The organism is Stenotrophomonas sp. STEN083, from assembly GCF_056759195.1.
In genome coordinates this window covers 1-12,620 of the sequence record NZ_JBRRCU010000097.1, presented here as the reverse complement: position 1 = coordinate 12,620, position 12,620 = coordinate 1, and the positions used below count along the sequence as shown (strand labels likewise).

Below are 12,620 nucleotides of genomic sequence, written 5' to 3'. Positions count from 1 at the left end.
CCCACCACCCTAATGGGCTCATTGTCGGCGCCCCCCCCCCCCCTACCACCCCCCCCGCTCTATTCCCGGGCTCGCCCCACACCCCGCGGGGGGGCGCACCCCGCTCCCACAAACAATCCGCAGGCTTCAATGTTGCCCATGGGAACATTTAGGTCGCCCGGCATCCGATGCCCGTCTTCGGACAGTCACCGTAGCCCGGGTAAGCGCAGCGCACCCGGGACCCTGGTAACCGATGTAATCGCTGATTGCATGCCAACAGCGCCGGGTGCGCTGTGCTTACCCGGGCTACCCTGTGCCTGGCGAGGCGTCGCTCTTCATCCAAACCAAAGGGCAGCTCCTGCTTGGCGAGCGCCGGATAGCACCGCGATATTGTCTACGCAGGCCCACGTTCTGCGCACTGTCCAGTCGGTTCTGGTGACACCGACAACGGTTGCAGCTGAGACCAGCGCGCCCTGCCAGGGCGCGATCCAAGACAGCACAAGGGTTGCGCGCGATTGCAGTGGCGGGATGCCGGGTTGACCCTACTTCCGCGTATGGTTTTTTTTGCCCGTACCGGCTGAAAACGCGACAATGCAAGGGTTTCCCACTCGGCAGCCGGAGAGGGATTGCGCGCCGGTCCACTGGATGACCGTGCGCCTGCCCAATCGCCGCTGCCATTCCACGCACCGCATCCGTCAGCAAGAGAGTTTTTGCCCCCATGTCGAATACGCCGAAGATCATCTACACGCTCACCGACGAAGCTCCGTTCCTGGCCACGCAGTCGCTGCTGCCCATCGTCGATGCCTTTACCGCGACCGCCGGCATAGCCGTCGAAACCCGCGATATCTCGCTGTCCGGCCGCATCCTGTCGCAGTTCCCGGATTTCCTGAAGGACGAGCAGAAGATCAGCGATGATCTGGCCGAACTGGGCGAGCTGGCGACCAAGCCGGAAGCCAACATCATCAAGCTGCCGAACGTGTCGGCTTCGGTGCCGCAGCTCAAGGCCGCGATCAAGGAACTGCAGGACCAGGGTTTCATCCTGCCGAACTATCCGGATGCGCCGACCGACGACGTGTCGCGCGACATCCAGGCGCGCTACGACAAGATCAAGGGCAGCGCGGTCAACCCGGTGCTGCGCGAAGGCAATTCCGATCGCCGCGCACCGTTGTCGGTGAAGAACTACGCCCGCAAGCACCCGCACCGCATGGGCGCCTGGACTGCCGACTCCAAGTCGCACGTCGCGCACATGGACGGCGGTGACTTCTACGGCAGTGAGAAGTCGGCTACCGTCGCCAACGCCGGCAGCCTGAAGATCGAACTGGTGCAGAACGACGGCAACACCGTTGTGCTGAAGGCCAAGACCGCGGTCAAGGCCGGCGAGATCGTCGACGCCTCGGTGATGAGCCGCAAGGCGCTGGCCGCCTTCGTTGACGCACAGATTGCCGATGCCAAGGAGCAGGGCGTGCTGTTCTCGCTGCACCTGAAGGCGACCATGATGAAGGTCTCCGACCCGATCATGTTCGGCGTCGTGGTCGATGAGTTCTACAAGGACGTGCTGGTCAAGTACGCTGCCAGCCTCGCCCAGATTGGTTTCGATTCCAACAACGGTATCGGTGACCTGTACGCGCGCCTGTCGCAGCTGCCAGAAGCCGAGCAGGAAGCGATCAAGGCCGACATCGCCGCCGAGTACGCCAAGCGTCCGGCCGTGGCCATGGTCAACTCGGACAAGGGCATCACCAACCTGCACGTGCCGTCGGACGTGATCGTCGACGCCTCGATGCCGGCGATGATCCGTGACTCCGGCAAGATGTGGAATGCCGAAGGCAAGCTGCAGGACACCAAGGCCGTCATCCCGGACCGTTGCTACGCCGGCGTGTACCAGGCCGTTATCGAAGACTGCAAGGCGCACGGCGCGTTCAATCCGGCCACCATGGGCTCGGTGCCGAACGTCGGCCTGATGGCGCAGAAGGCCGAGGAATACGGCTCGCACGACAAGACCTTCCAGATCGCTGCCGATGGCGTGGTCAAGGTTACCGACGAAGCCGGCAACGTGGTGTTTGAACACGCCGTGGAGGCCGGTGACATCTGGCGCATGTGTCAGACCAAGGACGCGCCGATCCAGGACTGGGTGAAGCTGGCGGTCAGCCGCGCCCGCCTGAGCAACACCCCGGCGCTGTTCTGGCTGGATGCCAAGCGCGCCCACGATGGGCAGGTCATCGCCAAGGTCGAAAAGTATCTGAAGGACCACGACACCAACGGCCTGGACATCCGCATCCTGTCGCCGGAAGAAGCCACCGCGGTGTCGCTGGAGCGCATCCGCAAGGGCGAGGACACCATCTCGGTGACCGGCAACGTGCTGCGTGATTACCTCACCGACCTGTTCCCGATCCTGGAACTGGGCACCAGCGCCAAGATGCTGTCGATCGTGCCGCTGATGGCCGGTGGCGGTCTGTTCGAAACCGGCGCTGGTGGTTCGGCACCCAAGCACGTGCAGCAGTTCGTCGAAGAGGATTACCTGCGTTGGGATTCGCTGGGTGAGTTCCTGGCGCTTGCCGCTTCGCTGGAGCACCTGGGCCAGCGTTACGACAACAAGGGCGCGGCTGTACTGGCCAATGCCCTGGACGCTGCCAATGGCAAGTTCCTGGACAACGACAAGTCGCCCTCGCGCAAGCTTGGTGGTATCGACAACCGCGGCAGCCACTTCTACCTGGCCATGTACTGGGCGCAGGCGCTGGCCGAGCAGAATGACGATGCCGCGCTGAAGGCAAAGTTCGCACCACTGGCTGAGGTACTGACCAGCAACGAGCAGAAGATCGTCGACGAGCTGGCAGCAGTGCAGGGCAAGGCCGTGGACATCGGCGGCTACTACCGACCTGATCTGGCCAAGGCCGGCCCGGCGATGCGTCCGAGTGCCACGCTCAATGCTGCGATCGCCAGCCTCAAGGGCTGATCAATCGTAAGAGCAGTAGCGGCGTGTTGTAGCTGTCGTTACACATTGAAAGCCTGCGTTCTCACGAACGCAGGCTTTCTTGTTTTTGCGTGATGACTGCGTGTAGATACGACCAAGGTCGTGTGCTGAAAGCGTCACTGAAAAATCGAAGTGTGGGATCAATCACCCTTTCACATGCAGCTTCTGGAATAGCCTCATCCGACACGCAGGGAATCGCATGACGCGAGCGCGTCAAAAAGGGGAAGAGGCATGACCAGGGTGCTGGTAGTGGGCTCGGACACCCGGGAGGAGCAGACGCTCCTCGGGCGATTGAGGGAGATTGCAGGGTTACCGCCGGAGGGCCTGCAACGCTGTGTCGATCTTGACCAGTGTGATCTGCTGCTGGTCCGCGACACCCCGGCGCTGCGCAGTGCCGCCCAGCACATGGCCAGCAAACGGCCGGCGATGCGGCTATGGCTGCACGATGATGCCGGTGCAGTACACGATGGCCGCAGCAGCGGCGAGCTGCATCTGGATAAAAAGCAAATCCGGCATGCGCTGGCACCGCCTCCTGCACCGGCTACCACTGATGGCTTGTATCTGGCCAGCGGCGCCAAACAGGTCACCCGCCTGCTGCGGCAGCGCTTGCAGGAAAAGCAGGGCCGCGCAGTGCTGACACTGCAGGGGCAGCCGCAACTACTGATTGATTTTGAACACGACCAGATGGTGCCGCTCTATGTACATCCAATGCAGGGGCCAAGCCTGGCCCAGCAGTTGGGTGACGTATTCGAGCTGCTTGCCCTGCAGGAGCTGTCGCTGGCGCGCTTCCAGGCCTTGGCGGAAAACCTGTCGCGGCAACCGTTGCGGCCGCTGCTCTGGCAGATGGCGCAGTACGGCGACAACTGGACCGACTTCGATCGACGCCTGCAGCAGAACGCAAGGGTAAGTCTGCTGCGCTGGCCGGACTTCCGCGTGCTCGCCCATCAACACGATGGCTTCAGGCTGTGCTCGCTGCTGCTGAAGAAGCCTTGCACCCTTGCCGAGTGCACCGAGCTGCTGGAGCTGGACAACAATGCGACCCGGGCCTTCATGCGCTCGGCCTACCTGTGTGGCTATGCCAGGGTGCAGGTGCCAGAGCCCGCCGTTGCGGCACCGCCTGCGCCGACCAAGGTTGGTGCCAGCGCATTGCTGGCACGGATGTGGCGCAGCGTCCGTCAACGTACAGGGACCCATGCATGATCGAACACAAGGTAGTGATTCTGGGCGCCATGGGGGCAGGGAAGTCGACGCTGGTGCGCGCTGTAGCGGGCGGCACCGTGATTGATACAGACGTACTCAACACCGATGCCAGCTCCTCCAAACTGGCAACCACGGTGGCGATGGACTATGCCGACGTGAGTCTGCCCAATGGCGATCGGCTGCGCCTGTACGGTACACCGGGGCAGGAGCGATTCTCCTTCATCTGGCCGGTGCTGCTGCAGGGTGCACGCGGCGTGGTGATCCTGGCTGACGCCTCCAGCCCTGACGTGGCGCAGGAAATGGAGCGTTACCTGCTGGCGTTGCGCGAACACGCCGCGACGGTTCCTGCAGTGATTGGCGTATCCAAATTTGACCTTGTGCCGGAAGTGGACCTCGACGCCTGCCTGCTGCAGGCACAGAAGACTGCCGGCAGACCGTTGCCACTGGTGCCGTTCGACGCACGCTCGGAGGATGCGGTGATGCTGCTGATGGATGTACTGATGGGTGAAGTCGAAGCCGCTGCCTTGGTGGGTGCTCATGACTGAGGCCAAGGCGATTGCGCTGCTGGAAGACTGGGAAGTCGCTGCAATAGATCAACGGCTGCAGGAGTTCACCAGTTCGGTGGATGGCGTACGTGCCGCTGTGGTTGCCAGCATTGACGGTTTCGTCCTGGCACAGGCGGCCACGGAGACCTCCAGCGGCGAGCGGCTGGCGGCCATGACCAGTGCCATGCTGGCGCTGGCCTCGGCGGTTGGCCGCGAGTTGGCCTTGGGCACGATGGACGTGCTGATGCTGGAGGCCAGCGAAGGCAAGGTACTGATGCAATCGATCCAGCTGCCGCGTGGCTCGTTGTTGCTGATGGCCGCCTGCGGCCAGCGCAGTGTGATCGGCCATGTGCTTTGGAGTGCGCGCGAGTGTGGGCGCAAGATTCAGGCGGAGTTGTCCGCGGGGTGAGGGCGGCGCTAGCTGCGGCTGCATTGGAGCCGAAGCCGAAGCCAAAGCCAAAGCCAAAGCCAAAGGCCAAACCCAACGGACAAAGCCAAAGCCAACAGTGCGCGAGCGCCTGCTTCGCTCCCTCCCTTTTGCGTAGCAAAGGGGAGGGTTGGGGAGGGGTGCTTTTGGCGCAAGACCCGCACTCCACGAGCAGCCCGTGCCCAGACCTGTCCCGAACAGCAGCCAGTGGCGTATGGTCAGCGCAACTCCCCGGTGTTCTCCCCATGCGATTGCCCCGTACCTGCATTGACCCAGCACCTCGGCAACGTCAGGTCATGCCCTCATGACCGAGTTGGCTACAAACAGCGCTTTGGCCGCCAGCATCGCCAGCTGTATCGCGCAGGGTTTTGAGGGTTACCACCGCGACTTCGCCCAGATCAGCCGGCGTGCCCACGAGCGCTTCCAGCGCCGTGATTGGGCTGCCGCCAAAGCCGATGCGGTAGAACGCATTGAGCTGTATGACGTCTGTGTCGCGCGATGCCGCGCGCAGTTGGATCAGCTGCTGCAAGGCAGTAGCGAGTTGCAGCTGTTGTGGCAGCAGGTCAAACAACGCTTCGCTGCGTTGATCGAAGGCCGCATCGATGGCGAGCTCTACAAGACCTTCTACAACACGCTCACCCGCCGCCTGTTTGCCACCCACGGTGTGGATGACCGCATCGAGTTCATGGCGCTGGACATCGAGCCCTCCGACGCCATCACCCATCCGGTCGCGCGGCATGTTTATGCGGTGTCTGAGGCGCGCCCAGCTGAAGCGTTCTCACGCTTGTTGGCAGACTATGCGTTCGACCTGCCGTACGTGCACCAGCTGCGTTGTGCGGCGGCCATCGCGGTGCGGCTGCAGGATGATCTCTCGCATTGGGGGCCGTACCCGGTCCGCGCGATCGAGTTGTTGCAGACGGTGTTCTACCGCGAGCGCCGCGCCTACCTGGTGGGGCGCGTGTTCGGCGAGCATCGGTTCTCACCCTGTGTAATTGCGCTGGTGAACGACGGCAGCGGCATCCGGGTGGAGGCGGTACTGAGTCGCCGTCGCGATGTGGCGCATCTGTTTGGTGTATCACGCAGCTACTTCCAGGCCGATCTGCCAACAGTGGCCGATGCGGTGGTGTTCCTGCGCAGTATCCTGCCGGGCAAGCCGGTCGATGAGATCTATACGGTGCTGGGCCGGGCCAAGCAGGGCAAGACCGAGCGCTATCGCACCTTCTTCAGCCACTTCCAGCAGCACGGCAACGAGCAGCTGGTGCATGCTGATGGCACACCGGGCATGGTGATGACGGTGTTCACCCTGCCCAGCTACCCGCTGGTATTCAAGTTGATCCGCGACCGCTTTGCCTGGCCCAAGACCATGAGCCGGCAGGACGTGGAGGACAAGTACGCGCTGGTGTTCAACCTGGATCGCATCGGTCGTCTATTGGATGCACAGCCGTATCGCCATCTGCGCTTCCCGCGCCAGCGTTTCGCGCCGGCCTTGTTGCAGGAGCTGGTGAATGAGTGCAGCCAGAGCGTGCGCATCGATGACAACGAAGTGGAGATTGCGCTGTGTTATGTGCAGCGTCGGTTCCGGCCGTTGAATCTCTACTTGCGCGAGCAGGGTATAGAGGCGGCGCGCGCTGCCGCGCTGGACTACGCGCAGGCGATCCGCGACATGGCCTGCAACAACATTTTCCCTGGCGACATGCTGTTGAAAAACTTTGGTGTGTCGCGGCATGGTCGTGCGGTGTTCTACGACTACGACGAATTGTGCCTGGTTACCGAATGTAACTTCCGGCCATGGCCACAGCCGCGTAGCGAGGAGGAGGCGATGGCGGCCGAACCGTGGTTCCATGTCGCGCCCAACGACGTCTTCCCGGAGCGTTTCGGACTGTTCATGGGTTTACCGCGGTCGTCGCTGGATGTGGTGCAGGAGAAGTTTGGTGAGTTGTTTGATCCGGGCTGGTGGCAGGGTTTACAGGCCGGATTCCGGCAAGGACGGTACCCGGATACCCCGCCGTACCCGCGCGCGCTGCGACTGGCGTGAGGCTTGTCGCGCTCAACTGGCTGCGCTTTAATCCGCTTTCCGGACACAAGGAGAAGTGCGATGCGACAGATGTTTGCGGCCATGGCGTTTGGCGCTGTGCTTATGACTACGATGCCGGTGATTGCCAAGGCAGAGAGTAGTGGCGGTATCGCGGCAGTACGCGAGCGGATTGAAAGCAGTTTGGTGGTCCGTGGCGAAGTCAGCATCGAAACCGACGGGTCGGTATCTGCAGTGCAGCTGGACAAAGAGGACAAGCTGCCTCCCGGGGTGGTGAGCATGGTGCGCGATGCGGGTTTGAATTGGCGTTTCGAGCCTGTGCTCCGGGATGGCGTCGCAGTCCGCGCGCTGGCACCGATGAGCCTGCGCGTCATCGCCCGCAAGGTGGAAGGTGATCGCTATGAAATCAGCCTGCGTGGCATCAATTTCACGCGGTTCGATGCCGACGATCCGGAGAACATCGCGCGTATCTCGCTGAAGCCGCCGCGCTATCCAGAGCAAGCCTTCCGTGCCGGGGTTTCCGGCAGTGTCTACCTGCTGGTCAAGGTCGGCAGGGACGGCAAGGTCGAGGATGCTTTTGCCGAGCAGGTGAACCTTACCTTCCTCAGCAGGGAGAACGATCAGCGACGTGCCCGCGAGCTGCTGGCCAAGAGCGCTCTGGCCGGGGCCAGACAGTGGACCTTCCGGGTTCCGACGCAAGGTCCCGCGGCGGCGCAGCCATTCTGGAACGTGCGCGTGCCGGTCAGTTATTCGCTGGACAATGGGGGCGCCGAGGGCCAGGAGCAGGCGCGCTGGGTGAGTTATGTGCCGGGTCCGCGAGAGCGTGCACCGTGGCGCGAAGACCAGGAGCAGCTTGGTTTCTCGCCGGACGCGCTGGTTGATGGCAGCGTCAACCTGGTCGACAACAGGGGGCCGCACCTTCTGACCCCGTTGCAGGGTAGCTGAGGCGCAAGTTCTAGTGCCGAGCCATGCTCGGCAGGGGCGTCATCGGTAGTGCCCCAGCCGAGCATGACTCGGCTCTACAGGTGGAGTGGGCGCCGTGAAGCGCCCAATCAATACACAACAAAAACCCCGCTTGCGCGGGGTTTTTGCCTGCAGCGAACTCCAACCGGAATCAGCGCTTCATCGAACCGAAGAACTCGTCGTTGGACTTGGTGTTCTTCATCTTGTCCAACAGGAACTCCATCGCGGCGATTTCGTCCATCGGGTGCAGCAGCTTGCGCAGGATCCAGATCTTCTGCAGCAGCTCCGGTTCGATCAACAGGTCTTCGCGGCGGGTGCCGGAACGGTTGATGTCGATCGCCGGGTACACGCGCTTCTCGGTGATGCGACGGTTCAAATGCACTTCGCTGTTGCCGGTGCCCTTGAATTCTTCGTAGATCACTTCGTCCATCTTCGAGCCGGTTTCAACCAGCGCGGTGGCGATGATGGTCAGCGAGCCGCCTTCTTCAACGTTACGTGCAGCACCGAAGAAACGCTTCGGGCGGTGCAGGGCGTTGGCGTCCACACCACCGGTCAGCACCTTGCCGGAGCTCGGTACGACGTTGTTGTAGGCGCGGGCCAGACGGGTGATCGAGTCGAGCAGGATCACCACGTCCTTCTTGTGCTCGACCAGGCGCTTGGCGCGCTCGATCACCATTTCGGCAACCTGCACGTGGCGCGCGGCCGGCTCGTCGAAGGTCGAGGAGACCACTTCGCCGCGCACTGTGCGCTGCATTTCGGTCACTTCTTCCGGGCGCTCATCCACCAGCAGCACGATCATGTGCACTTCCGGGTGGTTGGTGGTGATGGCCGTGGCGATCTGCTGCATCATCATCGTCTTACCGGCCTTGGGCGGCGAGACGATCAGGGCGCGCTGGCCCTTGCCCTGCGGTGCCATCAGGTCGAGGATACGACCGGTGATGTCTTCCGAGGAGCCGTTGCCGCGTTCAAGCGTGAAGCGCTTGCGCGGGAACAGCGGGGTCAGGTTTTCGAACAGCACCTTGTTCTTCGAGGCTTCGATCGGCTCACCGTTGATGGTGTCCACGATCGACAGCGCGAAGTAGCGCTCGCCGTCCTTCGGGAAGCGGATGCGGCCGGACAGGTGGTCGCCGGTGCGCAGGTTGAAGCGGCGGATCTGGCTGGGCGAGATGTAGGTATCGTCCGGGCCGGCCAGGTAGCTGGCTTCGGCCGCACGCAGGAAGCCGAAGCCGTCCGGCAGGATTTCCAGCACGCCGTCGGCGGCAACGCCGTCGCCATGGCGGGTCAGCACCTTGAGCAGGGCGAAGATCACGTCCTGCTTGCGGGCACGGGCGACGCCTTCGGAGATCTGCAGCTGTTCGGCGATTTCCAGCAGCTTCTGTGCTGGCATCCGCTTCAGGTCGCTGAGCGAATAGACCGGGAAGCCTTCCGGCACGCTCGGCATCGAGCGCGGGACGAAATTGTCATTGCCGCCGTCGTTGCCCATGCCGTTGTCGTCACGCGGACGATTGCGGTCACGGTCGCGACGGTTGCGGAAACGGTCGCGGCGGTTGCCCTGACCTTGGCTTTGACCCTGGCCCTGCTGGTTGTTCTGACCGTAGCGCTGCTGGTTGTTGCCATCGCCACCGTCCTGACCACCTTGCGCGGCGTTGTCGCCGCTGGAGGCTGCGGCCGGGGCCTGGCCTTCATTGCTGGGCGCCGGCGCGGCAGGCGCGGGAGGCGGAGCAACCGGGGCAGGTGCGGGCGCGGCGGCTACCGGCGCCGGAGCGGCCGGAGCAGCTGGCAATGGCAGGGCTGGCTGGGCGGGGGCAGAAGCTCCGCTGTCGGCGCTTTCAACTGCTTTGGCAACACGCGGCTTGCGCACGCGCTTCTCGACAGGAGCATCAGTGCTCCCGGTTTCGGAAGGAGTGTTCTCGGACAAGTGCTTGATTCCTCTCGCTTGGATGTGCGAGCGCCCTGCGGGGCTGCGAATTGGTTGGAATGGTCCGGACGAGAACCCGTCCAGAGGGTGCGGCACGCGAATGCTGCCGGATATAGCGACACTAACACCGCCAAACGTGGCGGCGCAAGCACCTGCAAAACCCTGTTGGGCCGCGGTATGGCGGCCAAATAGATCCGGCGGGCCGCGCTATGGCGGCCCCATGGCCGGCGGCAGTACGCCGCCGGGCCTTGCTTGATCAGACCAGCGCCTTGTCGATCATCTGGCTCAGCTGGCCCTTGCCGACTGCGCCGATCTGGGTGGCCTGGATCTGGCCATCCTTGAACAGCAGCAGCATCGGGATCGAGCGCACGTGGTACTTGATCGCGGTGGCGCGGTTCTCGTCCACATTGACCTTGGCGATCTTCAGCTTGCCGTCATAGGCATCAGCCAATTCGTCCAGAACCGGGGAAATCATCTTGCACGGGCCGCACCATTCAGCCCAGAAATCCACCAGGACCGGTTCGCTCGATTGCAGGACGGCGCTGTCGAAGTCGGCGTCGCCGACGTGTAAAACCTTATCGCTCACTTGGAGTCTCCTGGTGCAATGCGACTGCCCATGCCGGGTTGGCCGTCGCATTGCGGTAAACTGGGGCATTGCGCGGACAGTGGGCAGGGCCCAGGTGTCGCGCGACCCGGCGCAGGGGCCGCAGTGTGCGACGGTGCCCGAATCGATGCAAGCTGCCCGGCCACACTGACCGGCTGGCACTACAAAGACGAAACCAATGAGCGACAAACCGCTAACCGACGTGACATTTTCCTCCTTCGACCTGCAGCCTTCGCTGCTGGCAGGCCTAGAAGGCGCGGGTTTCACCCGCTGCACCCCCATTCAGGCACTCACCCTGCCGGTGGCCCTGCCGGGCGGCGACGTCGCCGGCCAGGCCCAGACCGGCACCGGCAAGACGCTGGCCTTCCTGGTCGCCGTCGCCAACCGCCTGCTGACCCGTCCTGCGCTGGCTGACCGCAAGCCGGAAGATCCGCGCGCGCTGATCCTGGCGCCGACCCGCGAGCTGGCCATCCAGATCCACAAGGACGCGATGAAGTTCGCCGCCGACACCGGCCTGCGCTTCGCGCTGGTCTACGGTGGCGTGGACTACGACAAGCAGCGCGAGCTGCTGCAGCAGGGCGTGGACGTGATCATCGCCACCCCCGGTCGCCTGATCGACTACGTCAAGCAGCACAAGGTGGTGTCGCTGCACGCCTGCGAAATCTGCGTGCTGGACGAAGCTGACCGCATGTTCGACCTGGGCTTCATCAAGGACATCCGTTTCCTGCTGCGGCGCATGCCGGAGCGCACCACGCGCCAGACCCTGCTGTTCAGCGCCACCCTCAGCCACCGCGTGCTGGAGCTGGCCTACGAGCACATGAACGAGCCGCAGAAGCTGGTGGTGGAGACCGAAAGCATCACCGCTGACCGCGTCCGCCAGCGCATCTACTTCCCGGCTGACGAAGAAAAGCTGCCGTTGCTGATCGGCCTGCTGTCGCGCAGCGAAGGCGCGCGCACCATGGTGTTCGTCAACACCAAGGTGTTCGTCGAGCGCGTTGCGCGCGCGCTGGAGCGTGCCGGCTACCGCGTTGGCGTGCTGTCCGGCGACGTGCCGCAGAAGAAGCGTGAGAGCCTGCTCAACCGCTTCCAGAAGGGCCAGCTGGAAATCCTGGTGGCGACCGATGTGGCCGCGCGCGGCCTGCACATCGACGGCATCAAGTACGTCTACAACTACGACCTGCCGTTCGACGCCGAAGACTACGTGCACCGTATCGGCCGTACTGCGCGCCTGGGCGAAGAAGGCGATGCGATCAGCTTCGCCTGCGAACGCTATGCGATGAGCCTGCCGGACATCGAGGCCTACATCGAGCAGAAGATCCCGGTCGAAGCCGTCACCACCGAACTGATGACCGCGCTGCCGCGTCCCGAACGTGCGCCGCTGCCGGAAGGCGAAGAAGGTGAAAGCGTTGGCGCCATCTTCCGCGAAGCCCGCGAGCAGAAGGCTGCTGACGAGGCCCGTCGTGGCGGTGGTCGTACTGGCAGCAAGCCTGGTGAGCGCCGTGGCGAGCGCAGCGCCGATGGCAAGCCGCGTCCGCCGCGCAAGCCGCGCGTCGAAGGCGCCCCGGCCAACGCCGAAGCCACGCCGAAGCCGGCGCGTCCGGCCGCCGAAGGCGCGCCGAATGCCGCCAACAGCCCGGCAGTGGAAGGCGAGCGCGCACCGCGCAAGCGCCGTCGTCGTCGTCACGGTCGCCCGGTCGAGGGTGCCGAAGGTGCCGCACCGGCAGTGGCCAACAGCAACGGCCCAGTGCAGGTACAGGCCAAGCCTATGCGTGCTGGCAACGACAGCGATTCGTTCCTGACCCGTCTGGGCCGCAAGATCCGCCGGATGTTATCCGGCAGCTGATAGCCACGAGCCTGTAGTGCCGAGCCATGCTCGGCAGAGGCTTTACCAGCAATGCCGCAAAAGTAGTTCCCCGCCCAAGAGGGCAGGCGGGCCTCCCGGCCCATCAAAACCCAAGTCGACGCCCCGACCCGGCGGCCCGGC

General features: G+C 63.7%; 9 protein-coding genes. 7 read left to right on the top strand and 2 right to left on the bottom strand.

Annotation, left to right across the window (positions count from 1 at the left end; translation table 11 throughout):
- The first annotated feature begins 697 nt into the window (after positions 1-697).
- The 6 genes from ACVOK8_RS18515 to ACVOK8_RS18490 all read left to right on the top strand — a co-directional run bounded on the left by ACVOK8_RS18515 (position 698) and on the right by ACVOK8_RS18490 (position 8,096).
- The gene (locus ACVOK8_RS18515; RefSeq protein WP_481568109.1) at positions 698-2,929 is read left to right on the top strand and encodes an NADP-dependent isocitrate dehydrogenase; all 2,232 of its coding nucleotides are present in this window, start codon (positions 698-700) and stop codon (positions 2,927-2,929) included.
- Positions 2,930-3,178: 249 nt separating this feature from the next.
- A complete protein-coding gene (locus ACVOK8_RS18510) occupies positions 3,179-4,147 on the top strand; it encodes a hypothetical protein (RefSeq protein ID WP_481568108.1) in 969 nt (322 codons plus the stop codon).
- The gene (locus ACVOK8_RS18505) at positions 4,144-4,692 is read left to right on the top strand and encodes a GTP-binding protein (RefSeq protein ID WP_481568107.1); all 549 of its coding nucleotides are present in this window, start codon (positions 4,144-4,146) and stop codon (positions 4,690-4,692) included. Before ACVOK8_RS18510 ends, ACVOK8_RS18505 begins: the two co-directional genes overlap by 4 nt.
- The gene (locus ACVOK8_RS18500; protein WP_481568106.1) at positions 4,685-5,101 is read left to right on the top strand and encodes a roadblock/LC7 domain-containing protein; all 417 of its coding nucleotides are present in this window, start codon (positions 4,685-4,687) and stop codon (positions 5,099-5,101) included. The genes ACVOK8_RS18505 and ACVOK8_RS18500 overlap by 8 nt, the downstream gene beginning before the upstream one ends.
- Before the next feature lie 322 nt (positions 5,102-5,423).
- Positions 5,424-7,154 (top strand): bifunctional isocitrate dehydrogenase kinase/phosphatase, encoded by a 1,731-nt coding sequence (gene aceK / locus ACVOK8_RS18495; protein WP_481568105.1) that lies wholly within the window; start codon positions 5,424-5,426, stop codon positions 7,152-7,154.
- Between the two features lie 60 nt (positions 7,155-7,214).
- Positions 7,215-8,096 carry an energy transducer TonB gene (locus ACVOK8_RS18490; RefSeq protein WP_481568104.1) on the top strand — a complete coding sequence of 294 codons (882 nt, stop codon included), beginning with the start codon at positions 7,215-7,217 and terminating at the stop codon, positions 8,094-8,096.
- Between the two features lie 169 nt (positions 8,097-8,265).
- Here ACVOK8_RS18490 and rho read toward each other — a convergent pair whose 3' ends face one another.
- Positions 8,266-10,032 (bottom strand): transcription termination factor Rho, encoded by a 1,767-nt coding sequence (gene rho, locus ACVOK8_RS18485; RefSeq protein WP_481568103.1) that lies wholly within the window; start codon positions 10,030-10,032, stop codon positions 8,266-8,268.
- A gap of 256 nt (positions 10,033-10,288) precedes the next feature.
- Positions 10,289-10,618 carry a thioredoxin TrxA gene (gene trxA, locus ACVOK8_RS18480; protein WP_057628040.1) on the bottom strand — a complete coding sequence of 110 codons (330 nt, stop codon included), beginning with the start codon at positions 10,616-10,618 and terminating at the stop codon, positions 10,289-10,291.
- Positions 10,619-10,814: 196 nt separating this feature from the next.
- Here trxA and rhlB point away from each other — a divergent pair, with 196 nt between their 5' ends.
- A complete protein-coding gene (gene rhlB, locus ACVOK8_RS18475; RefSeq protein WP_481568102.1) occupies positions 10,815-12,479 on the top strand; it encodes an ATP-dependent RNA helicase RhlB in 1,665 nt (554 codons plus the stop codon).
- Positions 12,480-12,620: the final 141 nt, after the last annotated feature.